The 24,045-nt window shown below is 63.4% G+C and carries 18 protein-coding genes and 1 pseudogene; 12 read left to right on the top strand and 7 right to left on the bottom strand.

What is annotated here, in order from left to right; translation table 11 throughout:
* Positions 1-9 precede the first annotated feature (9 nt).
* The 5 genes from C2U70_RS23445 to C2U70_RS23425 all read left to right on the top strand — a co-directional run bounded on the left by C2U70_RS23445 (position 10) and on the right by C2U70_RS23425 (position 5,971).
* Positions 10-1,632 carry a LodA/GoxA family CTQ-dependent oxidase gene (locus tag C2U70_RS23445; RefSeq protein WP_140980804.1) on the top strand — a complete coding sequence of 541 codons (1,623 nt, stop codon included), beginning with the start codon at positions 10-12 and terminating at the stop codon, positions 1,630-1,632.
* Positions 1,601-2,758 carry an NAD(P)/FAD-dependent oxidoreductase gene (locus C2U70_RS23440; RefSeq protein ID WP_246666841.1) on the top strand — a complete coding sequence of 386 codons (1,158 nt, stop codon included), beginning with the start codon at positions 1,601-1,603 and terminating at the stop codon, positions 2,756-2,758. Before C2U70_RS23445 ends, C2U70_RS23440 begins: the two co-directional genes overlap by 32 nt.
* Before the next feature lie 290 nt (positions 2,759-3,048).
* Complete coding sequence (locus C2U70_RS23435; RefSeq protein WP_140980801.1) at positions 3,049-4,761, top strand: pyrroloquinoline quinone-dependent dehydrogenase; 1,713 nt, start codon at positions 3,049-3,051, stop codon at positions 4,759-4,761.
* Positions 4,762-4,852: 91 nt separating this feature from the next.
* Entirely contained in the window at positions 4,853-5,191 is a 339-nt protein-coding gene (locus tag C2U70_RS23430) for a c-type cytochrome (RefSeq protein WP_140980800.1), read from the top strand.
* Positions 5,192-5,203: 12 nt separating this feature from the next.
* Positions 5,204-5,971, top strand: coding sequence for a substrate-binding periplasmic protein (locus C2U70_RS23425; RefSeq protein ID WP_140980798.1), 768 nt, complete (start codon positions 5,204-5,206; stop codon positions 5,969-5,971).
* Positions 5,972-5,998: 27 nt separating this feature from the next.
* On the opposite strand, the gene C2U70_RS23420 is transcribed toward C2U70_RS23425, so the two are convergent.
* From C2U70_RS23420 to C2U70_RS23400, 5 genes are all read right to left on the bottom strand, one after another.
* Positions 5,999-6,838, bottom strand: a complete 840-nt coding sequence (locus C2U70_RS23420; protein WP_186294424.1) for a carbohydrate ABC transporter permease — start codon at positions 6,836-6,838, stop codon at positions 5,999-6,001.
* Entirely contained in the window at positions 6,835-7,773 is a 939-nt protein-coding gene (locus tag C2U70_RS23415) for a carbohydrate ABC transporter permease (protein ID WP_140980794.1), read from the bottom strand. Before C2U70_RS23415 ends, C2U70_RS23420 begins: the two co-directional genes overlap by 4 nt.
* On the bottom strand, positions 7,770-9,095 hold the full coding sequence (locus tag C2U70_RS23410; protein ID WP_186294423.1) for an ABC transporter substrate-binding protein: 1,326 nt from the start codon (positions 9,093-9,095) through the stop codon (positions 7,770-7,772). Before C2U70_RS23410 ends, C2U70_RS23415 begins: the two co-directional genes overlap by 4 nt.
* A 125-nt stretch (positions 9,096-9,220) precedes the next feature.
* Positions 9,221-10,609 carry an MFS transporter gene (locus C2U70_RS23405; RefSeq protein ID WP_140980790.1) on the bottom strand — a complete coding sequence of 463 codons (1,389 nt, stop codon included), beginning with the start codon at positions 10,607-10,609 and terminating at the stop codon, positions 9,221-9,223.
* A gap of 212 nt (positions 10,610-10,821) precedes the next feature.
* Positions 10,822-11,565 carry an SDR family NAD(P)-dependent oxidoreductase gene (locus tag C2U70_RS23400; protein ID WP_140980789.1) on the bottom strand — a complete coding sequence of 248 codons (744 nt, stop codon included), beginning with the start codon at positions 11,563-11,565 and terminating at the stop codon, positions 10,822-10,824.
* 141 nt (positions 11,566-11,706) lie between these two features.
* Here C2U70_RS23400 and C2U70_RS23395 point away from each other — a divergent pair, with 141 nt between their 5' ends.
* From C2U70_RS23395 to C2U70_RS33815, 4 genes and pseudogenes are all read left to right on the top strand, one after another.
* Positions 11,707-12,477 (top strand): methyltransferase domain-containing protein, encoded by a 771-nt coding sequence (locus tag C2U70_RS23395; RefSeq protein WP_140980787.1) that lies wholly within the window; start codon positions 11,707-11,709, stop codon positions 12,475-12,477.
* A 186-nt stretch (positions 12,478-12,663) separates the two neighbouring features.
* Complete coding sequence (locus C2U70_RS23390; RefSeq protein WP_140980786.1) at positions 12,664-13,665, top strand: DctP family TRAP transporter solute-binding subunit; 1,002 nt, start codon at positions 12,664-12,666, stop codon at positions 13,663-13,665.
* Positions 13,666-13,767: 102 nt separating this feature from the next.
* Positions 13,768-14,292, top strand: a pseudogene (locus C2U70_RS33820) (TRAP transporter small permease); the annotation flags it as partial.
* Between the two features lie 219 nt (positions 14,293-14,511).
* Entirely contained in the window at positions 14,512-15,792 is a 1,281-nt protein-coding gene (locus C2U70_RS33815; RefSeq protein ID WP_246666840.1) for a TRAP transporter large permease, read from the top strand.
* Positions 15,793-15,811: 19 nt separating this feature from the next.
* On the opposite strand, the gene C2U70_RS23380 is transcribed toward C2U70_RS33815, so the two are convergent.
* Complete coding sequence (locus tag C2U70_RS23380) at positions 15,812-16,789, bottom strand: Bug family tripartite tricarboxylate transporter substrate binding protein (RefSeq protein ID WP_140980782.1); 978 nt, start codon at positions 16,787-16,789, stop codon at positions 15,812-15,814.
* A 154-nt stretch (positions 16,790-16,943) separates the two neighbouring features.
* Here C2U70_RS23380 and C2U70_RS23375 point away from each other — a divergent pair, with 154 nt between their 5' ends.
* Positions 16,944-18,764 (top strand): flavin-containing monooxygenase, encoded by a 1,821-nt coding sequence (locus C2U70_RS23375; protein WP_140980780.1) that lies wholly within the window; start codon positions 16,944-16,946, stop codon positions 18,762-18,764.
* A gap of 45 nt (positions 18,765-18,809) precedes the next feature.
* The gene (locus C2U70_RS23370; protein ID WP_140980779.1) at positions 18,810-20,738 is read left to right on the top strand and encodes an alkyl/aryl-sulfatase; all 1,929 of its coding nucleotides are present in this window, start codon (positions 18,810-18,812) and stop codon (positions 20,736-20,738) included.
* Positions 20,739-20,919: 181 nt separating this feature from the next.
* Here C2U70_RS23370 and C2U70_RS23365 read toward each other — a convergent pair whose 3' ends face one another.
* Positions 20,920-21,990 (bottom strand): glycosyltransferase family 4 protein, encoded by a 1,071-nt coding sequence (locus C2U70_RS23365; RefSeq protein ID WP_140980777.1) that lies wholly within the window; start codon positions 21,988-21,990, stop codon positions 20,920-20,922.
* 279 nt (positions 21,991-22,269) lie between these two features.
* On the opposite strand from C2U70_RS23365, the gene C2U70_RS23360 reads away from it, so the two are divergent.
* The gene (locus C2U70_RS23360) at positions 22,270-24,033 is read left to right on the top strand and encodes an ABC transporter ATP-binding protein (RefSeq protein WP_140980775.1); all 1,764 of its coding nucleotides are present in this window, start codon (positions 22,270-22,272) and stop codon (positions 24,031-24,033) included.
* The last annotated feature ends 12 nt before the right edge of the window (positions 24,034-24,045 follow it).

Raw genomic sequence — 24,045 nt, 5'->3', positions numbered from 1 at the left:
GCCGCCAGCATGGCCTTGGCGTTGCCCACGCTCAGCACCAGGCTTGGCGCACGCACGGAGTTTCGCATCTATCCGAGCATTGGTGTTGCCCGGATCGGCGACTGCGCCGACAGTTTTATGATCGGGCCCGAGGCACCCGGTCAGGTTTCGACGGGACCGTTCCGCGGTGCCGACCATGGCATCAAGCCCCAGGCCGCGCGCTTCCGGATCTACAAGGTCGAAATCGACGCCGGCGAGAACGAGGTGGTGACGGAAGAGATCGTCGTCGGGAAGGGCTGCGAGATTGAATGGAGCGTCAGCCTCGGCAATCGCAAGGCCGCGGGTTTTCGCATCGGCGACACGCTCGGGCGCGATCCCAATCCAGGCCTTCGCAATGACGGTCTCGATCGCAAGAAGCTCGTGATCTCCGCAGACGGATCTGTGAAGGGTTGCGGGACAAACGGCCCGCTGCTTTCGGGAACGATCGAGTTCGCCAAGCCGAACACCGCGGGGGCGAAAGTCACGGACATCGCGCTTGCAAAATTGCGGACGGATGAGGCGGGACGTCTCCTCGTCGTCGGCGGTCCCGGCACATCCGGATCGCCTCTCAACGCGTCGATCAACGTGTTCTCCGACAACGACGGCTGGTACGACAGCGTCTCAGACGGTCCCGTCTCGGCGACCTTGCGCATCAAGGGTGAGGCGCAGGACGTCGTCCCGGCCTGGGTGCTCGTCACGGTGCCGCGTTACGCCCCTGCCATCCAGGGTATCGTCACCTGGTACGACCAGGCGGTGAATATGGCGCGGACGGGAAGCGATGGCCGCTTCAATGCCCCCAGAACGACGTCGTTCACGCACGACATCTTCCCCATCCTCAGGCGAGCCGACTATTTGAGCGGAGTTCACGGCACCGCACATTCCAATGGCGCTATTCGTCCGCTGTCAGATGCCGCACGGATCGCGGGGTTCAGCGACCCCGCCAGACGAAAGGCGATTGCGCTCCGGTTGACGCAGACGGGTGCCACGGCGCCCGGGCCGGAGCAGCTTCCTCCCGGGATGCCGCGCCTTTTCAGTGGCGCCAATCCCGCGCCCGACGGGCCGACCTTCACGTTCCTTGCGCTGACACGCTACCAGCTCGCCCACATCGACAATTGGGTGAACGGCAACTTCGCCGATGACTGGCCCGGCTCGGCGCCGGCTCCCGTGGCGTTTGCCGATATTCCCGTGGCCCGGCAGGCATGGGCGCTTTGCGAAGCGGCTCTCGAAAATTGTGTCGGGGGCTCGTTCTATCCCGGGATCGAAGGGACCTACGATATCGCCCGCATTCCGACGTATCATTCGGAGGACAATCTTCGCAGCGAATTCCGGATCGATCCGGCGCATCCGGCAGGTTTGCTGACCGAGAAGATGGCGCTGCCCTGGCAGGCCGATTTCGTCGACTGCGGCAATTTCTGGTGGCCCTCGCAGCGACCCGACGACGTGACCCTGAAAACCGGGCAGAAAGTGAGATGGGATCGCGGCGTATCTGACCTCGGCGGTAACCGGCATCTCAAGATGGTTGAATCCTGGTCCGAGCTCGGCTTCGTGGTCCTCGACAGCACGACCGGCAAGTTCGTCGAGGATGAGCGAACCTTGGGGGCGGCGGTCGCATGACGCCGTGCGTGGACATGATCGACCGGTCCTGATCGTCGGCGGCGGCCCGGCAGGGCTCGCGACCGCGCTTGCGCTTGCGCGTCTCGAGATTGCCTCCGTTGTCGTCGAGCGCAGCGCCTATGACGATCGCAGGCTGGGTGAGCATCTCACGCCGGTGGGCCTGTTGCAGCTCAGGGCGCTCGATCCCGGCTTCGCTGTGTCCGGTGTCCACGGCAGGAGCGCGGGGACCACCGCTTATTGGGGATCGGAGACCGCCGGCCATACCGACTATTTTCTTCACCCCGGTCAGCATGGACTGAATCTCTCACGCCCGCACTTCGACGCCGATCTCGCCCGTGCCGCCGAGTCGGTTGGCGCGAAGATTCTGCGTTCTGCATCTCTGAGAAGCGCGGTGCGAAGCCAGGTCGGCTGGCAGGCGCAGATGGATCGCGATGGCGGCACTGACGACATCTCTGCTGCTTTCATCGTCGACGCGACGGGACGCCCCGCGACATTCTCCCGCCAGCAAGGCGCAGAGATTCAAGCGCATGATCGTCAAGTCGCCGTAGCGACCTTCTGGGATTGCGCGGATGAAGCAGGCGCGAACACGCGAAGCCTGATCGAAACCGTCGAAGACGGCTGGTGGTACTGCGCGCCCATCGGTCCGACCAGGCGCATGTGCATGTTCGTGACCGACGATGATCTGTTGCCGCGCGGACCGGAACGCGACTTGCGTGGATGGTGGCTCGATCAGCTGGCGCGGACCGTGCACATGTGTTGCCTGCTTCAAGGCGTCGCACCGGCAAGCGAATTCATCACCCGCTCCGCCCGGTCGCAATGTCTGGACATTGTGGTCGGATCAGGCTGGCTTGCTACTGGCGACGCTGCGATGGCGTTCGATCCGTTGGCCTCGCAGGGCATCGTCAAGGCACTCGATCATGGGCAGCGTGCAGCGGTCGCCATTGCAGCGCATTTGAACGGCGATGATGCGACGCTCGCGACTTATGCGCTTGATCTGAAGCGTGAATATTCGGCGTTCCAGAATACGCGAACCCGGTACTACGGCATGGAGCGGCGCTGGCCTCGCTCCATCTTCTGGAGCAGGCGGGACGCCGGCATTGCATCGCACAGCGCGCGAGCGCCATAGCGACACAAAATATAACGCTGCGCTCAAGACGCGCCGAAACGTCAGCGCGATTGACGTTTCGCCTTCTGCGAGCATTCCGACGTTGCACTCCCAAAGATCAAGCGTACTCTAAGCTTCGGGAAGGAATGCAACTGCAGCCAGTCATGAACATGCCTCTCTGGCGGTTCCGCCGGAGAGGGGTGATCTGTTGATGGCTCCCATGCAGGGGAGGCGTACAAACAGCTGACCTGCGAAATTTATCGCAGGCGGCGCTCACAAATGCAGTCAACAAACATAAACGGGAGGAACGGATGAAGAAGCAGTGGCGTTATTCTGGGTTACCCCTTGTTGCTGCGGTACTCGCGATGTCGCCGGCGCTGGCGCAATCGGTGGACACCGCACGGATCGAATCCGCAGGTCAGAACGATTGGCTGACCTATCACGGCTCCTACAAATCCCATCACTACAGCCCGCTTGCGCAGATCAACGCGAACAACATCGGCAATCTGAGCGTCGCCTGGATCCACATTCCCGGACGGTCGACCCGCGGCGTGCAATCGATGCCGCTCGCGGCCGATGGCGTGCTCTACTACACCGGATCGTACAGCCGCGTGTTCGCGCTCAACGGCGCGACGGGCGAGGTGATCTGGTCGCACTTCCCCGAATTGGACGAGGGGTTGATCGCACGTCAGACCCACTCCCCCTACAATCGCGGCGTCGCACTGGGTGAGGGCAAGGTCTTCGTCGGCACCATGGACGGCCGGTTGCTCGGGCTGGACGCCAAGACCGGCAAGGTGATGTGGGAAACCAAGCTGATCGATTCCCAGAAGCTCACGGTCGGATTCACCGGCGCGCCGCTCTATGCCAAGGGGACCGTGATCATCGGCTCGCAAGGCGGCGAATGGCCGGGCCGCGGTCCGATCTTCGCGGTCGATGCCACGACCGGCAAGAAGAAGTGGGAGTTCTTGACGGTTGCCGGCACCGACGAAGCCATGAAGACCTGGGGCAATGATTCCTGGCGCACCGGCGGCGGTGGCGGCTGGATGCCGGGTACCTACGACTCCGAAACCAACTCCGTGTTGTGGGGCACCGCCAATCCGGCGCCGCTCTACGACTGGTCGGGCGCCGACTACAAGACGCAAGGCGCGCGTCCCGGCGACAATCTCTACACGAGCTCCGTGATCGCGCTCGACATCGATACCGGCAAGCTGAAATCCTACCATCAGGAACTGCCGCACGACGCCTGGGATTTTGACAGCTCGGTCGGCGAGTTCGTCATGCTCGAACGCAACGGCGAGAAGCTCGTCGTGCATCCGAACAAGGGTGGCTTTGTCTTCGTCTACGATCGCAATCTCGGTGTGAAGAACGTCTGGCGGCTGGTCGAGAACATCAACTTCGTCAAGGATATCGATCCCAAGACGGGGGCGCTGATCGGCCGGCGCGACTTCTCGGCGGGCAAGGTCACGGAGCCGCTGTGTCCGTTCATCGGCGGCGGCATCAGCTGGAATGCCGGCTCCTACAGTCCGAAGACCGGCCTGTACTACAAGATCGGCCAGGAATGGTGCATGACGCTCGACGTCCAGAAGACGACGCCGGTCACCACGCCGCAAGCGCAGCTCAACATCGGCGCCGACTTCAAGATGGCGCCTCCTCCGAACGGCGAGATCTACGGACATCTCGACGCGCGCGACCCCATCACCGGCGCGAAGAAGTGGGAGATCCGCTATCCCGAGCCGCCGCTTGGGAGCGTGCTGTCGACCGCGGGCAATCTCGTATTCGTGCCTGACTCCCGCGGCATCCTCCATGCCTACGATGCCGAAACCGGCGCCGAGTTGTGGAGCCGCAACAACGGAACCGGCCATCAGGGCGGCATCATCAGCTACGCCGTGAACGGCAAGCAGTTCATTGCCGTGACCGCGGGCTTTGGCGGCATGCTGGCGGACGAATACGCGCCGAACTTCGGCGGCGTGTACAAGAGCATGCCGCGCGATGACGGTGCGCTCATCGTCTACAGCGTGAAATAGGCGATTGGCCGATCAATGCCGGGGAGCGGGCGCAAGCCTGCTCCCTTCGCATTGGAATTGCAGCGCCTGTTGTGGCAACGGAGTTGGACACTTGAACTTGTATGCAAGGAAGATCACCGCGCTGCTGCCCGCGGTGCTTGGTGTAGCGTTGTTGTGCGCCGCACCGGCGCGTGCGCAGTCCGCGACCCCCGAGAACGAAACGATCGACGTCGAGCAGTTGTTCGCAGGCACCTGCGGCTTCTGCCACTCCGACGGCGGGCGCGCCGCGGGCAAGGGGCCGCAACTGATGAATTCGCCACGCGACGACGACTTTCTGCGCGATCGCATCGCCGGGGGCAAGCAAGGTGCGATGCCCGCGTTTGGCGGCGCCTTCACCGGCCCGCAGATCGATCAGATGGTCAAGTACATCCGTGCCCTGAAGCCGCGTTAGGGGTAAGGCCGAATGAAGATAATTTTGCTATTCGCGATTGGCGCCGTGCTTGGATTGTCGGGCCCGGCGCAGGCGCGAACTCTGGAGGCGATCCGCTCGGACGGCAAGATCGGCCTCTGCGCCCATCCCAATTCGCTGCCCTTCGCGAGCAAGGCCGGTAACCCTCCCGGGTTTCAGGTCGAGCTGGGTCAGGCGCTCGCCCGTGAGCTCGGCATCGCGCTGCGGCTCGACTGGATCATCACCCAGTACCAGATGCGCAGCGCCAATTGCGACATTCTCCTCGATATCATCGCCGATCGCGAGGCGCAGGGCGAAACCCGCTTGCGGATATCGAAGCCCTATTATCGCTCAGGCGTCGCATTGGCGGTGCCATCGGCGAGCGCGCTGACGTCGTTCAAAAGTCTCAACGAGCAGACCAAGGTCGGCGTGCAGGTCGGATCCGTCGCGGCCATGATCATCAATCGACGCCGCGTACCGATCTCTACGTTCGGCTTCGAGAGCGACAGCCTCGATGCGCTGGCAAACCGCGAGATCGACGCGGCGGCGGTCACGCCGACCGCGGCGAGCTATTTTAACCTCACTCACCCGGACAAGCCTGTTCGCATCCTGGATCGCGACGAGAGTGAGGCCGATCTCAATTGGAATGTCGCGGTCGGAATGCTCCGCCCCGACGATGCCTTGCGCGACGCGATCGACGGCGCATTGGAGCGGCTGCGCGCCGACGGCACGATCGATCGCATCTACCGTCGGTACGGCATCGTCCTGCAAGCGCCGCGGTAACCGCGCGGCGCGGCATGGGACGAGGATCTACCCGCCCTTGACGGCGCCTGCCGTGAGCCCGGCCACGATCTGCCGTTGGGCGAACATCGTCAGCAGCAGCACCGGCGCCGTCACGATCAGCGCGGCCGCCGCCAGCGGCCCCCAGCTCAACTGGTCGAACGAGATCATGTTGTAGACGGCAACCGGCAGAGTGCGCGTCTCGCGTCCGGCCAGCACGATGCCGAAGACAAAATTGTTCCAGGAGAAGATCACCGCCAGGATGAAGGCGACCGCGATGCCGGGCCGCGCGATCGGCAAGGCGACATGGCGAAACACCTGCCAGCGATTGGCACCGTCGATCAGGGCTGCTTCTTCCAGTTCCAGCGGCGTGGTCTCGAAATAGCCGATCATGATCCAGATCACGATCGGGACGGTCACCACCAGATGGATGATGATTTGCGGCACCAGTGTGCCGAGCAGTCCGAGCCACTGGAACAGCAGAAATAGCGGGATCAGATAGGACAGGCCCGGCGTAATGCGGGCGATCAGGATCACGATCGCGGATTTATGCGCCGCCATCCGCGCGATGCCGTAGCCGGCGGGAACGCCGACCATCAGCGCGAGCGCCGTGGCGCTGCCGGTCACGATCAGGCTGTTGAAGAAATAGGTGAGAAAGCGGTTGGAGCCGAGCACGTCGGCATAGTTCTTCCACGCAAAATGCTCGGGGATGAACACCGGCGGGTAGGCGGCGTTGTCGACCTCGAACTTGAGCGACAGCGAGGCCATCCAGAGGAAGAACAGGATCGCCGGCGACACGATGACGAACACCGCGAGCCACAGGCCGATCTTGGCGATGATCTGCCTTGGATTGACTAGACTTGGGGTCATGCGCCGCTCGCAATCTCGGTCCACAGCATGCGTTGCCGGGCGTAAAGCATCAGCGCCGCAAGTGCGACGATCAGCAGGAAGAAGATGACTGCGATCGCCGAACCATAGCCGAGGTCGTAATAGATGAACGCGACGCTGTAGAGATAGAGGTTGATGGTCTCGGACGCCGAGCCCGGTCCGCCCTGGGTGATCGCGAAGATGATGTCGAAGCTCTTCACTGCGTCGATCATGCGGATCATGCCGGCGATGAACAGGAACGGCATGATCAGCGGCAGGGTGATGAAGCGGAAGGCCTGCCAAAAGCTGGCGCCGTCGATCTGCGCGCTCTCATAGGGCTCGGTCGGGATCGCGGCGAGGCCGCCGAGCACGATCAGCATCACCAGCGGCGTCCACTGCCAGGTTTCGACCAGCACCAGCGAGGGGATGACGGTCGCGGGATGAAACACCCAGAGCTGTGCGGGAATGCCGACGAGCGACAGCAGATAGTTGAGGACGCCGAGCTGCGGATGGAACATCATGGTCCAGACCAGCGCGATCGCGACCGGCGTTGCCATCATCGGCATGATGAAGATGCCGCGCAGGAAGCCGCGTCCGGCGAACTTCTGGTGAAACACCACGGCCGCAAGCGTGCCGAATACCAGCGGCAGCACCACCGACAGCACGGTGTATACCAGCGTGTGTCCGACCGCCTCGACGAAGCGGGGATCGGACGTCAACCGCAGATAGTTGGAGACCCCGACGAAGGTGGTCGGCGAGCCGACCTTCCATTCGTTTAGGCTCATCCAGATCGTGAAGACCCACGGGAAGATGATGATCGCGAGCACGACGACGAGCGCCGGCACCACGAACGGCCAGTAGGACGGCGGCCGCAGCTCTTTCTCCGGCGCGGCATCAGACTGTGCCGCGGCCGGAGTCGATTGTGTCAACGCACTCACGCTTTTTCGCTGCGCTCCAGGATCGGGCGGTACTGCTCGTGCGCCTTCTTCAGCTCAGTCGCGGGGTCGCCGCCGGTAAGGGTCGAGGTGACGGCGGCGCCGACGAGATCGCGGAATTCCGCAACCGGGATCACCACGGGCAGGCCGAGCTTGCTGATCTTGGCGGAATCGATCACCGATTGCAGCCATTCCTTGGGCATCTTCACGCCGGCCTGGACCTCGGGGTCGTTCAGGATCGAGTTGCGGAACGGCACGCCGCCGCCGGCCTGCAACAGCCGCGCGCCCTGCTTCTTGGAAACTGCCCATTGGCAGAGCAGATAGGCGGCTTCCTTGTTCTTGCTCGCCGCGGCAATGCCGAGGCCGTCGCCGTAGGTCGCTGAATATTGTCCCTTGGGCCCGGCAGGGACCACGGTGTAGCCGACCTTGCCGACGACGCGCGAGGCGGCCGGATCCTCCAGCGGCGGCGCCCAGCCGACGCCGTCGATCCACATCGCCGAACGCCCTTGTGTGAACGACGCCATCGACTCCATCCAGTTGAAGCCGACGACGCCGGGCGGTGCGACCTTGGTCAGCAGCGTCTGGTAGAGCTTCGTCGCCTCGACTGCCTCCGGGCCGTCGGTCAAAATGTTGCCCTTGGCGTCGAGGAATTCGCCGCCGTAGTTGAGGAAGAAGTTGGTCCACAACGTCATGTTGGCGTTGCGCAGGCCGCGCCCGACGAAACCGTAGGTGCCTTCCTTGGTGTCGGTCAGCTTCTCGGCGGCCGCGACCATCTCGTCGAAGGTCTTGGGCACCGCGACGCCCTTCTTCTGGAACAGTTCCTTGTTGTAATAGAGGATGAAATAATCGACCGACCAGGGCAGCGACAGGATCTGGCCCTTGTCGTTCTTGCAATATTGCAGGCCGGCGGCCGAGAAATCGCTCTCGACGAGGTCGGGCGCGGTCAGCGTCGGATCCTTCATGAAGGGCGTGATGTCGGTGAGCCAGCCGGCCTTCTCGAACTGCCGCTTCTGCACGTGATAGCTTAGATGCACCACGTCGAAGCTCGGCTTGCCTGAGGTGAGCTCGATCACGCATTTCTGCCGCTGCTGCTGCTCCGGAATCTGCTCGGATTCGACCTGGATGCCGGTGAGATCGGTGAATTCCTTGATGTTCTTTTGCAGATTGTCGCCGCGCGGGCCTTTGGCGAGGATCACCTCCAGCTTGGTCCCGGCATATTTCTTCCAGTTGACCTCGGCGTGTGCCGGAAGTCCGGTCAGGCTGAGTGCGCCCGCTGCGGCGGTACCCTTCAAAAGCGTGCGGCGCGAAATGCTGTGGTCAGCCACTTTGATCCTCCCTGTGACTCGTCTTGTTTGGCGGATACTAGCGTCCGCGCGCTGTCTGGCTAGCCTGAATTTGGTTGCGCTGCCAATTCGTTTCCGGCGCGACGCTCCGCGCCGCTGTTTCTGCCTTATTTAACCGTCAGGCGGAGGAAGCTCATGACGCTGCCGAGCGCGGCAAAGCCCGCGCCGAGCGCCAGCGCCACGGTGGCGCCGTTGTGCCCGGACAGTGCAAAGCACAGCGCGGCCAGCGCCGCGCCCGTGGTCTGCCCGGTGAGCCGGGCGGTGGCGACGATGCCGCTGGCGCTGCCGCTCCGATGCGGCGGTGCGCTCGACATCAGCGCGCGCATATTGGGCGCCTGGTAGAAGCCGAAACCGATCCCGCACACCATCATGCGCCAGATGATGTCGATCGTGCCGGGATGATCAGGCAAGGTTGCGAGGAGTGCCATCCCCGCGCCGAGCGCGACGCAGCCGATGCCGCCGAGCACGCCGACGGGGTGCCGGTCGGACAACCGCCCCGCGATCGGCGCCATGATCCCGACCACCAGCGGCCAGGGCGTCAGGAAGAAACCGGTCTCGACCTGCGAGCGGTGCAGGACTTCCTCGAGATAGAACGGCAGTGCGACGAAGGCGAGGCCCTGCGCGGTGAACGCGCAGACCGCGGTCGCGGCCGATAGCGCGAACATGGGACGGGCGAACAGGTCGATCGGCAGCATCGGCGCCGGATGGTCGGCATGGCGACGGGTGAGGACGACGCCGAGGATCAGGGCTGCGACCAGCTCGATGCCGACGAGGAGCGGTGACAGCTTATGCGCGGCGCTGCCGATCCCGGTGATGAACAGGCTGAGGCAGATCGCGGCCAGCACCGCGCCGACAAAGTCGAACCTGTGCGTGGCGCGCGGCGTCTTCGGCAGCGTCGCGAGCCCGATGCCGATCGCGATCAATCCGAACGGGAGATTGATCGCGAACAGCCACGGCCAGTTTCCGACCGACAGGATGCCGGAGGCGATCGTCGGGCCGAAGGTGAGGGCTGTCGCGACGACGAGCGCATTGTGGCCGAGCCCGCGGCCGAGCATGCGCGACGGGTACACGAAACGGACGAGGGCGATGTTCACGGCCATGACGCCGCTGGCGCCCAGGCCCTGCAGCGTACGCGCGACCAGAAGGCTCGGCAGCGACCATGCCACGGCGCAGAACAGCGATGCAATCGTGAACAGGATCAGCCCGCCGAGATAGATGCGCTGGTGGCCGACGATCTCGCCGAGCGCGCCAAGCGGCAGCAGCGTCGCCACGACGGCGATCTGGTAGACATTGACGACCCAGATCACCTGCTCCGGGCTGACATGCAGGTCGACCGCCATCGCGGGCAGGGCGATGTTGGCGATCGCGGTGTCGAGCGAAGCCATCGCAAGCGCGGTGAAGATCGCGGCGATCGCCCAAGGCCGCCGCTCGGCCGGAAGGCCGTCGGTGATGGGATGCTCGGGCTCGCGTGCGGGCGCAGGTAACGTGATGGTCATTGCCTGCGCTTGTCTCCGGACGCGCCGTACGTTGGATGCCCCGATGTACTACGCCCCCGCGTTCTTCTGCAGACGCAGCGACGCATGATGTCCATGCGGTGAGCGGTGAGGTGACGTGGACGTGATTTGTGCAGCTCCCTTCACCTTGCCCCGTCAGAACGGGCGAGGGAGCGCACTATCCTGGCGGCCGCAGCCATAGTTCTTCGCCGTGCCTAGAACTGGTACCGCCGCAGGCCGCCGTCCACCGGGATCACCGTGCCCGTGATGTAGCGCGCCACCGGCGAGCACAGGAATACGGCGAGTGCGGCAAGATCTTCCGGCTCGCCCCAATAGCCGACCGGGATTTCCTCCTCTGCAAACCGCTCGCGATAATCGGGCGGATAGTTGCGGCGGATCTGCTCGCTCATGATCCGGCCCGGCGGGATGCAATTGATGGTGATGCCGTGCTTGCCGATCTCGCGCGACAGGCCTTTTGCCCAGGCATGCACGGCGGCCTTCGCGGCGAACGCGGCGTTCAGCCCTTCCGGCTCGGATTTGCCGGTGATGTTGACGATGCGGCCCCAATTGCGCGCGACCATCTGCGGCAAGAGCGCATGCGCGATGCGGCGATAGCTCGTGAAGTTGAGCGCGATCGCCTCGTCCCATTTGCTGTCGGGCGCGTCCACCGGAAGCGGTCGGCTGCCGCCGGCATTGTTGATGAGGATGTCGACATGGCCGAGCTCCTTCACTGCGAAGGCCGATAGCTGCTCGGCTGAATCCTTTGCCATCACGTCCTGCGCGAAGGGCATGATGGCGTTTCCGCCGACCTCCTGCACCAATTGGTCGAGCAATTCCCTGCGCCGGGCCACCGCCACCACGCGCACGCCTTCGGCCGCCAGCCCCTTGGCGATGGCGCGGCCGATGCCGATGCTCGCACCCGTCACGACGGCGGTCTTCGACTTGAGCCCGAGGTCCATGGTTCTCTCTCTTCGTTTCTTGCTATTCGTTTTGCTGATCGTTTCCGGCCCTGTCCCTGTCAGGTGATTTGCCCGACCGGGACGAGCAGTGGTAACGAAGCCGGGCAACGAAGGAAACACGAAAAAGAAAAGGCGCAAGTGATGGTCTGGGATCCGCAGCAATATCTCAAATTCTCCGGTCACCGCTTGCGACCGGCGGTCGATCTCCTGATGCGGATCCCCGATTTCGCGGTGCGCAGCATTGCCGACCTCGGTGCAGGCGCCGGCAATGTCACCAAGCTGATCAAGGAGCGCTGGCCGAGCGCGGCCGTCGCCGGTGTGGAGGGTTCGGCCGAGATGGTCGCGGCAGGCCGCAAGGCGGCGCCGGATGTCGAGTGGGCGCATGAGGATCTCGGCCGATGGCATCCCGCACAGCAATATGACCTGATCTACTCCAATGCCGCGCTGCACTGGCTGCCCAATCACGCGGCACTTTTCCCGTCAGTGATGGACAGGGTCGCCCCCGGCGGCATGCTCGCGGTGCAGATGCCGCGGAATTTCACCGCGCCGTCGCATGTGCTGATCGGCGAGACCGCGCTCAACGGACCCTGGCGCTCGAAGGTCGAGCACCTCGTGACCCCGCCGCCGGTCGAAGGGCCGGCCTTCTATCACGACCTTCTTTCGCCCCTCTCCCAGAATATCGACATCTGGGAGACCGAATATCTCCAGGTCCTGGAGGGCGAGAACCCGGTCAAGGAATGGACCAAGGGCACCTGGCTGACGCGCTATCTCGACGTGTTGCAGGGCGAAGAGAAGGCGGCCTTCGAAGCCGCCTATGGCGAGCGCGTTGCAAGAGCCTACCCGAAGAATGCAGCGGGGCAGACGCTGTTCCCGTTCCGGCGGCTGTTCATGGTCGCCCAGCGCAAGAGTTAACCGTCGAGCCGCCCGGCATTCGGGGCTGGAGCGGGCGGGCCATTGCGTCTACAAAGCTGTTCAGGACGATTTGGACCCGCGCCAATTCGGCTTAGGTCTAGTTGTTCGGGTGGCGGTTTGCTGCCACTACTGAAGCCGGAAACAAGAAAAAGAACCGGTTTTCCGAGGTTGTTGGGAGGTTATCTTATGCGCAAACTGCTTCTTGCGGTTGCGGCGGCTGCCATCGTGCTGGCCCCTGCACCCGTCATGGCCCAGAGTCCGATCGTCATCAAATTCAGCCACGTCGTCGCCAACGATACGCCGAAAGGCAAGGGCGCGCTCAAGTTCAAGGAGCTCGCCGAAAAGTACACGGACGGCAAGGTCAAGATCGAGGTCTATCCGAACTCGTCGCTCTACAAGGACAAGGAAGAGATCGAGGCTCTGCAGCTCGGTTCGGTGCATATGCTGGCACCCTCGACCGCAAAATTCGCGCCGCTCGGGGTCAAGGAATTCGAGGCACTCGACCTGCCCTGGCTGTTCAAGGATGAAGCGACCTATTCGAACGCGATGAAGGGCACCGTCGGGAAGTGGCTGTTCCAGAAGCTCGAAGCCAAGGGCATCACGGGCCTCGCCTATTGGGACAATGGCTTTCACATGGTCTCCTCCAACCGGGCGCTGATGAAGCCGACGGATTTCCAGGGCCTGAAGTTCCGCATTTCCGGATCGAAGATCGCCGACCAGTATTTCCGTCTGGTCGGCTCGATCCCGCAGATCATGGCCTTCTCGGAAGTCTACCAGGCGCTGCAAACGGGCGTGGTTGACGGCTGCGAGAACACCGCGTCGAACTATCTGACTCAAAAATTCTACGAGGTGCAGAAGGACATCACGGTGTCCTATCACGCGCATCTGCAGTACGCGGTCATCGTCAACTCGAAGTTCTGGTCCGGCCTGCCGCCCGACATCCGCACCCAGCTCGAGAAGGCAATGGCTGACGCGACCGAGTACACCAATTCGATCGCGCGCACGGAAAACGACGAGGCGCTTGCCGAGATCAAGAAGACCGGCCGGACCACGCTGCACTATCTCACCGACGCCGACCGCAAGGCGTGGCAAGAGGCGATGCAGCCGACCTACAAATGGGCCAAGGGCCGTGTCGGGCAGGAGGTTCTCGACCTCCTTGCCAAGGAACTCGACGTCAAGATGAACTGACGCACGACGGCCGGGAAACAAGACAACGGTCGGGAGTGATCGCACTCCCGACCGTTTCGGTCTGAGATGGCGGGCTAATCTGGGGGGACGACTTTGCTTCGTGTGCTGAACCGTGTGCTCAATCATCTCGAGGAATGGCTGATCGCGACCTTGATCGCCGCCGCGACGTCGCTCATCTTCGTTGCCGTCTTGCATCGCTACGGCGCCGGCCTGTCGATCGACATCGCCAAATGGGCGGCGGCACGTGGCCTGACGTTTATCGCCGTTCCGGCCAACGCGCTATTCACCTGGCTTGCCTCGCTCGATTTGTCCTGGGCGCAGGAGCTCTGCATCTACATGTTCATCTGGATGGCGAAGTTCGGTGCCGCCTATGGCGTGCGCACCGGCATCCATGTCGGCGTCGACGTGCTGGTCAACCTTCTGCCAGGCGGCTCGCGTCGCCGCGTCATCACCTTTGGGCTCCTGTGCGGCGCGCTGTTCACGGCGATCGTCGCGTATTTCGGCGCGGCTTTCGTCAACCAGATGTGGCACACCGGCCAGCAGTCCAACGATCTCGAAGCGCCGATGTGGATGGTCTACCTCACCATTCCGCTCGGCTCGGGCCTGATGTGCTTCCGCTTCCTTCAGGTCGCCTGGTCGTTTTATCGGACCGGAGAATTGCCGCATCACGACGTCGCCGGCGTCGAGGGCGTTGACCAGGACGCCGCACATCCGGCGCCAGTCACCCGCAGCCAGGTGGTGCGGGACGAGCGCAGTCCGCTCGGCTGGATACTGATCCTGGTGCCAATCCTTGTCGTCGCGCTCTGCTTCGCGCATGCGAGCCACATCATTACGCTGCCACAGGGCCTGCGCGTCGTCGTCGTCTTCGCGCTGCTGCTATCGTTGATGCTCACGGGCATGCCGATCTCGATTGCGCTCGGTCTCACCGTGCTCAGCTTCATGTTCACGCTCACCGACGTGCGCACGGAATCCGTGGCGCTGAAGCTGTTCACCGGCATCGAGAGCTTCGAGATCATGGCGATCCCGTTCTTCATCCTTGCCGGAAACTTCCTGACCCACGGCGGTGTCGCACGGCGCATGATCGCATTTGCAACTGCGCTGGTCGGCCATTGGTACGGAGGCCTCGCGCTGGCCGGCGTCGTGGCCTGCGCGCTGTTTGCGGCGATCTCCGGCTCTTCCCCCGCAACCGTGGTCGCGATCGGGTCCGTGATTCTGCCGGCCATGGTGGCGCAGGGCTTTCCGAAACGGTTCGGCGCGGGTGTGATCACCACGTCGGGCTCGCTCGGCATTCTGATCCCGCCGTCAATCCCGATGGTGCTCTACGCGGTGTCGACCAACAGCTCGGTTGGCAAGCTCTTCATCGCCGGCATCGTGCCGGGGTTGGCCCTGGCCAGTCTGCTCGGCGCTACCACCTTCTACCGTGCCTGGCGTAACGATTACCCCCGGATGCCCAAGGCGACGTTCAGGGAGCGTATCGATGCGTTCCGCAACTCGATCTGGGGTATTCTGCTGATCGTCATCGTGATCGGAGGCATCTATAGCGGCCTGTTCACGCCCACCGAAGCTGCTGCGGTCAGCGCGGTCTATGCCTTCATCGTCGCGGTCTTCATCTACAAGGACCTGAAGCTGAGCGACGTACCGCGGGTGCTGCTTTCGTCGGCGAACCTGTCCGCGATGCTTCTCTACATCATCACCAACGCCGTGCTGTTCTCCTTCCTGATGACCTACGAGAACGTTCCGCATGCACTGGCGCAGTGGATGATCGACCAGGGCTTTGGCTGGATCGGCTTCCTCCTCATCGTCAATTTGTTGCTGCTCATCGCCGGCAACGTGATGGAGCCGTCCTCGATCATCCTGATCATGGCGCCGATCCTGTTTCCGGTGGCGATCAAGCTCGGCATCGATCCGATCCATTTCGGCATCCTGATGACGGTCAACATGGAGGTCGGCCTCTGCCATCCGCCTGTCGGACTCAACCTCTATGTCGCCTCGGGCATCGCGAAGATGGGCATCACCGAGCTCACTGTCGCGGTCTGGCCGTGGCTGTTGACGATGCTCGGCTTCCTGGTGATCGTGACCTACTGGCCGGGCCTGTCGCTGTGGCTGCCGAGGTTGCTCGGGATGTAGTGCGAAGCGTGGCCCGGCCTTACTGGCCGGTCATGCCGCTCGCCTTCACGATGGCGGCGAGCTTCTCCTGGTCGCTCTTCATCAGCGTGGCGAGTTCGCCCAGCGCCATCGGCTTGCCCGGGATGTCGGCGACCGCGAGCTTCTTCTGCACGGCCGGATTATTCAGCGCCTTGTTGATCGCCTGGTTGATTCTGTCGACGACCGGCTGGGGCGTCGCTGATGGCACGTAGATGCCGTACCAGGGCACATAGGTCGCCGCGGCAAAACCGGCCTCCGCGATCGTCGGAACATCCGGAAGCTGATGCACGCGCTTGTCCGTGAACACGGCAAGCGGCGTCACCGTGCCGTCCTTGATGTGCGGCAAGGCGAGAGCCAGCGAGACGATCTCAAAATGCATCTGGCTGGTGATCAGGTCGATCAGCGCCGGCGGCTGGCCCTTGTAGCCGACATTGGCGAGCTTGATATTTGCCGCCTGGAAGAATTTTTGCGCCGTCAAGTCGATCGAGGTGCCGACGCCGGGGTTGCCAAAGTTGAGCTCGCCGGGCTTTGCTTTCGCCAGCGCCACGAGCTCGGCGATCGTCTTCACCTTCAGCGAGGGCGGCACGACGGCTACGCTCTCGTTCCAGACCGCAAGCCCGACGCAGGTGAAGTCGCGGAGCGGATCCCAGCCCGCGTCCTTGTATAGAGTGGGATTGACCAGCACCGCGGGCCCCGTGATGAGCCAGGTGTAACCATCGGGCGCGCTGCGCGCGGCGGCCGCCATGGCGATGTTGCCGTTGCCGCCTGGGCGCGCCTCCACCACGATCGACTGCTTGAGGTCGCGGCCGATCTGCTCGGTGACGGTGCGCGCGACGATGTCGACGATGCCGCCGGCCGGGTACGGCACGATGATGTGGATCGGACGGTCGGGATAGTCACTTTGCGCGCGTGCGGCGGGCGCGGAAAATTCCGCGACAAGGCATGCGATGATGCCGAGAGCGCCTCTTGTCCAGCCCATGCCTTCCTCCGCGGTCGGCTTATTTTATGATCCGATGGTATCGCGTGCAGCGGCAGACACAAGGGAGCGGTTGGAACAGCGGTTAAGATGCGGTTAGATGCGGTCAACAACGACAACAAGGCGCGACAGACGCCCCAGGAGAGGCATTTCCCCGATGACGATGACGGATCAATCCCGGGCCCCGCAGGCTGCCTCTGTCGACAAGGAGTGGCTGCGCAACAAGTACCGGGAGGAGCGTGACAAGCGCCTGCGGCCCGACGGCAATGACCAGTATATCGAGATCAAGGGCCAGCTCGCTCATTATCTTGACGATCCCTATACGCCCGTTACACCGCGCGCGCCGAAGACCGATCACGTCACCTTTGCCTTCGTCGGCGGCGGCTTTGCGGGGCTGGCGACCGCCGCGCGACTCAAGGAAGCCGGCATCGACGATGTCCGCATCATCGAGAAGGGCGGGGATTTCGGCGGCACCTGGTACTGGAATCGCTATCCCGGCGCGCAATGCGACACGGCGTCGATGGTGTACATGCCGCTGCTCGAAGAGACCGGCCACATGCCGTCGGAAAAATATGCGCATGCGCCGGAGATCCTCGCGCACTGTCAGCGCATCGGCAGGCAGTTCGACCTCTACGACCATGCGCTGCTGCATACCCAGGTCGCGAGCATTGTGTGGGACGAAGCGGGCTCCCGTTGGCGGATCAAGACCAATCGCGGCGACGATTTTACGGCGCAGTTCGTCGGCATGGGGACGGGGCCGCTGCATGTGCCAAAGCTGCCGGGCATTCCCGGCCTCGAGACGTTCAAGGGCCACTCGTTCCACACCAGCCGCTGGGACTACGACTACACCGGCGGCGATCCCTTGGGCGCGCCGATGCACAAGCTCGCGGACAAGCGCGTCGGTATCATCGGCACGGGGGCGACGTCCGTGCAGTGCGTGCCGCATCTGGCGCGGGCTTCCAGGGAGCTCTACGTCTTCCAGCGCACGCCCTCGTCGGTCGATGTTCGCGGTAACGCGCCGATCGATCCGGACTGGTTTGCCGGAATTGCGACGCCAGGCTGGCAGCAGCGCTGGCTGGAGAACTTTACGGCCAATCAGGCCGGCGGCACCGCTGAGATCGACCTTGTCCAGGACGGCTGGACCGACCTGAACCGGCGCATCCGTGCAAAGATCATCGAGCTGCCCCGCGAGCAACGGACGCCGCAAAACATGCTCGCGGCCTTCGAGGACGCCGACTTCGACAAGATGGAGGAGATCCGCGCCCGCATCGACGGTATCGTGGGCGACAGCGAGACTGCTGCGAAGCTCAAGGCGTGGTATCGCCAGCTCTGCAAGCGGCCCTGCTTCCACGATTCCTATCTTCAGGCGTTCAACAATCCCGGCGCGCATCTGGTCGATACCGACGGCAAGGGTGTCGAGAGGATCACCGAAGAAGGTGTCGTCGTCGCGGGCAAGGAATATCCGCTCGACTGCATCATCTATGCGTCAGGCTTCGAGGTCGGCACCGCCTATGAACGTCGCTCCGGCTTCGACCTGACGGGGCGGGGAGGCGTGAAACTGTCGGACTATTGGGCGGAAGGCATGCGCAGCAAGCACGGGGTCCACGTCCACGGCTTCCCCAACGCCTTCTTCGTGCAGCCCGCGCAGGGCGCGAATCTGATCTCCAACGTGCCGCATAATCTGACCGATTCCGCCCGTACCATCGCACTGACGGTCAGTCACGCGCGCAAGAACGGCTTCAAGGAGGTCGAGGTCACCAAGGAGGCCGAGGATCGCTGGATCGAGCTGTTGCTCACCGGCGTCGGCCGCATGATCGGCTCGCCCGATTGCACGCCCGGTTACTACAACAATGAGGGACGCGAGCCCGGTCCGCAGGCCCGGCTCAATGTCGGCTATCCCGCCGGCCCCAACGCGTATTTCAAATACATCGATGAATGGCGCGAAAGCGGCCAGTTCGACGGGCTGGCGTTTCGTTGAAGTCCCAAGAGCAAGAACGCCATCTGACGTGAGGGAGGGAAAATCATGACCGAGACCGCCGAAACCCCGAAGGATGCGTCCGCTTCCGTCATCGCCCAGAACAAGGCGATCCTGGACGCCCTGCCTTTCTCCGATGTCAGGGATTTCGACGAGGCGGCGCGTGGCTTCCTCGGTACCATCGAGAACGCCAAGATCACCAATCAAGGCGGTCGCACGGTCTGGAGCCTGGAGCCGTACGGCTTCCTGTCGGCGGAGCAGGCGCCGCCGACCGTCAATCCGAGCTTGTGGCGGCAGTCCCGCCTCAACATGCATCACGGCCTGTTCGAGGTCGTGCCTGGTATCTATCAGGTGCGCGGCCTCGACATCGCCAACATGACGCTGATCGAAGGCGACAGTGGCGTCATCGTCGTGGACACGCTGACCTCGATCGAGGGAGCGCGCGCGGCGATGGAGCTGTATTTCAAGCACCGTGGTCTGCGCCCGGTTGCGGCCGTCATCTTCACCCATACCCATACGGATCATTGGGGCGGGGTACGGGGCGTGCTGGCGGAGGACGTGCTCGCCTCCGGCCGCGTGCCGATCATCGCACCGAACCTGTTCATGGAACATGCCGTCTCCGAGAACATTATTGCGGGCCCGGCGATGTTGCGCCGCGCGCAATACCAGTTCGGTCCGTTCCTCGCCAAGGGCGTGCGCGGACAGGTCGATTGCGGGCTCGGCAAGACGATGGCCGCGGGATCGGTGGCGCTGCTGCGGCCGACCGACTTGATCATGGCGACCGGCGACAAGCGCGTGATCGACGGCGTCGAATTCGAATTCCAAATGGCGCCGAACTCGGAAGCGCCGGCGGAGATGCACTTCTTCATCCCACGCTACAAGCTGTTGAACCTCGCCGAGAACTGCACGCACAATTTTCACAATCTGCTGCCGTTCCGCGGTGCCGACGTGCGCGACGCGCTCGCCTGGTCAAAATACCTCAACGAGGCGCTGCAGCTCTGGGGCGGCAAGGCGGAGGCGATGTGCGGCCAGCATCACTGGCCGGTGTGGGGCCGCGAGCGCATCGACACCATGATCCGCGAGCAGCGCGACCTCTACAAGTTCGCGCATGACCAGACCATCCGCCTCATGAACCACGGCCTGACCGCGAGCGAGATCGCGGAGACGATCCAATTGCCGAAAAGCCTCGACGGTGCATGGCACGGCCGCGGCTATTACGGTCACATCAGGCATAATGTGAAGGCGATCTACCAAAAATATCTCGGCTGGTACGACGCCAACCCCGTCAATCTCGATCCGTTGCCACCGGCCGAGTCCGGAAAGAAATATGTCGAGTATATGGGCGGCGCCGACGCGATCCTGACCCGTGCCCGCAAGGACTTTGACAAGGGCGAATTCCGCTTCGTCGCGCAGGCCGTGAGTCATCTCGTGTTCGCCGAGCCCGACAATCAGGCGGCGCGCGCCTTGCTCGCCGACACGTTTGAGCAGCTCGGCTATGCCGCCGAAAGCTCGACATGGCGCAACGCCTATCTGTTCGGCGCGCAGGAGCTGCGCCAGGGCATGCCGAAAACGCCGCCGCGTCCGCCGATGCCGCGCGAAACTCTCGCAGCCCTTCGCACCGAGCAGCTCTGGGACGTCCTCGGCATCCGCCTCAACGGCCCCAAGGCGGAGGGCAAGCGCATCGTGCTGAACTGGAGCTTTACCGATACCGGCGAGACGTTCGTCCTCAACCTGGAGAACTCGGCGCTCACCTACACCGAGGGCGTGCAGGCCGAAGGCGCCGACGCGAGTTTTACGCTGGCGCGCTCCACGCTCGACGAAGTTATCGCAAAACTGACGAGTTTTCCGGAGGCCGTTGCAGCGGGGAAGGTCAAGCTGTCCGGCAACCCGATGCGGCTTGCCGAGCTGATGAGCCTGATGGACGAATTCCCAAGAATGTTCGAGATTGTGGAGCCGAAGCGGACGGTGGTGACGTAGGGCGGTGCTGGGGCAACGACCTCTCGTGCCCCGGACGCAGCGCAGCGCTCCTTTAGCGGTGCGCTGCAGAGCCGGGGCCCATGTTTCCGAGAGTATGCTTTGTCGCGTGGGTCCCGGCTCTGCGCCGCAACGCTAAGGGCGTTGCAGCGCGTCCGGGACGCGAGAGTTGGCGGATGGCAACCTACTCTGCGCTGCTTACCAGCTTGATCCGCGGTGCTGTCGCCTCCATCAGGCTGCGATAAGCGGCGAGATAATCCAGCGCCATCCGTCGCGCCGTGAAGCGCGTCTCGAACTGCTTGCGGACGGCGGTACGGCTCAATTCCGACAGGCGGCCCACCGCGGCGGCGGCGCTGAGCACGTCCTCGACGACAAAGCCTGTCAGCCCCTCGTCGATGATCTCCGGTACCGAGCCGCGATTGAACGCAACGACCGGCGTGCCGCAGGCCATCGCCTCGATCATGACGAGCCCAAACGGCTCGGGCCAGTCGATCGGCAACAACAGGCCGAGCGCGCCGCTCAAAAACTCCGGCTTCTCCCTGTCGCTGATCTCGCCGATATACTCGACCAGCGGATTGCTCTCGATCAGCGGCTTGATCAGCTCGTCATAATAGTCCTGGTCGGCGCGATCGACCTTGGCTGCGATCTTGAGCGGGATCCCGCAATGGGTCGCGATCTTGATGGCGCGGTCGACGCCCTTTTCCGGTGCGATGCGGCCAAGCACCGCGAGGTATTCCTGTTTTGCCGGTCGCGGCATCAGCAAATGTTCCGGCAGCCCGTGATGGATAGTGCGCAGCCAGTTCGCCTGCGGTACCGGCCGCCGCTGCGCTGTCGAGATCGAGATCACGGGGATTTTAGAGAAAGTGTTGAAGACGGGCTGGTGCTCGGGGAGGTCGAGCCGGCCATGCAGCGTGGTGAGGAAGGGCGTCGGTTGACGGTAGAACAGCGACCACGGGTAATAATCGAGATGGAAGTGGAGGAAGTCGAACTCCTCGTCGTCACATTTTTGCCGCACGCGCTCGAGCATCACCATATGGAGCGCATTCGGATCGCGGACCGCACCGTCGAGACGCAAGGCCTTGGGCCATAGCGCGTCCAGTTTTGCCGAGGTCTGCGAGTCGCCGCTCGCGAACAGCGTGACATCATGGCCGAGCGCCACCAGTTCCTCCGTCAACCAATGCACCACCCGCTCGGTGCCGCCATAAAGCCTGGGTGGAACAGCCTCCGTCAACGGAGCTACCTGCGCGATGCGCATCTCACGATCTCCTTAGTCTGCTTGAGCGTCTGAAAACCCCCAGCGCTTGTCGGCACCGGCATGCCAAGTGAGGGAACGTTCCCGCAGTTGCGAAGTTCCTCTCAACAAACGTTACTTCTTCGACACATCGCGCTCGCGTCTTGATGATGCCATCAGCTCTTCTCAGAACGTCCGCATCCCCATGTCGTGATGTGCCAGCGATGGAACCGAGGCGAAGCCGCCGATGTTCAATCGGCCAATAGCAAACACTTACAATTCTCACGACGGGGTGGCATCCACATGGATCAACTTTCAGGCTATGCGAGACGGCCGTTTGCCTTTGTTTTGCGCTATCTCCGCGGGCGACTCGCATCGCATCTGGTGATCCTCGGCGCCGTCGTCGCCGCTGTTGCCTGTTCGGTGGGCACGCAATATGGCGTCAAATATCTCGTCGATAATTTGTCCGGCGGCGCTTCGCATAGCGGCGGTGTATGGCTGGCATTCGTTTTCCTCATGTCGCTCATCACTGCCGACAATTTTCTGTGGCGTATCGCGAGTTGGACAGCGAGTTTCACCTTTGTCGGTGTCACCGGCGATCTCCGCCGCGACATCTTCCGGCACCTGACGGGACATGCGCCGAGCTATTTCTCCGATCGCATGCCCGGCATGCTGACGAGTCGCATCACGGCAACGTCGAATGCGGTCTTCACCGTCGAGAACATGTTTGTCTGGAACGTGTTGCCGCCGTGCATTGCCACAATTGCGGCAATCCTCTTGATCGGAACCGTGAGCCCGCAAATGGCGGCGGGTCTGATCGTGGTCGCCGGCGGCATGGTGATCGCGATGTTCCGTCTCGCTGCTCGCGGCAAGCCGCTGCACGATGATTTCGCCGACAAGGCCGCGGTCGTCGACGGCGAGATGATCGACGTCATCAGCAACATGCCCTTGGTCCGCGCCTTCTGCGGCATCAGTCACGAGCACGAACGTTTTGACGCCACCGTGAACCGGGAACTCACCGCGCGCGGGCGAAGCCTGCGCTATCTGGAAAAGCTGCGCCTGACCCATGCCGCCGTCACTGTCCTGCTGACCATCGGGCTTCTCGCCTGGGCGATCACGTTGTGGCAGCGCGGGCAGGCGACGACGGGCGACGTCGTGCTGGTCTGCACGCTCGGGCTTTCCATCCTCAACGCCACGCGCGACCTGGCCGTCGCGCTCGTCGACGTCACCCAGCATGTCGCGCGCCTGACGGAGGCCGTTGCGACGCTGCTTGTGCCGCACGAATTGCGCGATCACCCCGAGGCCGAGCCGCTGGTGAAGAGCGGTGCCGCGATTGCCTTCAACAAAGTCACCTTCGGCTATCCCGGCACCGAAGCGATCTTCGAGCGGTTCAGCCTGCGCCTTCAACCCGGGCAGCGCGTCGGGCTGGTCGGCCAGTCCGGCGGCGGCAAGTCCACGTTGTTCACGTTGTTGCAGCGCTTCTACGACGTCGATGACGGCAACATCACCATCGACGGTCAGGACATCGCGAAGGTCACGCAGCTCAGCTTGCGCGAGGCGATCTCGGTCGTGCCGCAGGACATCTCGCTATTCCACCGCTCGATCCGGGAAAACATCCGCTACGGCCGACCCAACGCCACCGACAACGAGGTGCTGCGCGCGGCGATCGCGGCGCGCTGCGACTTCATCGAAAGCCTGCCGGAGGGATTTGAGACCATGGTCGGCGACCGCGGCGTAAAACTGTCGGGCGGTCAGCGCCAGCGCATCGCGATCGCACGCGCCTTCCTGAAGGACGCGCCGATTCTGCTGCTCGACGAGGCGACCGCCGCGCTTGACAGCGAGTCCGAGGAGGCGATCCGCGAGTCGCTGTCGCGACTGATGCGCGGACGCACCGTGATCGCGATTGCGCACCGGCTGGCGACCCTGCGCAACTTCGATCGCGTGCTGGTGCTGAAGGCCGGCAAGATCATCGAGGACGGCTCGCCCGACCGCCTGATGCAGGCCCATGGCCCGTATCGCGAGCTGGTGACCCAGGAGATGAACCGTCTGGCCAAGTTCGCCGCGTAGTTCAGTCAGTTG

Origin of the sequence: Bradyrhizobium guangdongense, assembly GCF_006483445.1 — a bacterium.
Classification (GTDB): Bacteria; Pseudomonadota; Alphaproteobacteria; order Rhizobiales; family Xanthobacteraceae; genus Bradyrhizobium; species Bradyrhizobium guangdongense_A.
Note: the sequence above shows the minus strand (reverse complement) of the source record. Positions and strands in the feature narration are given on the sequence as shown.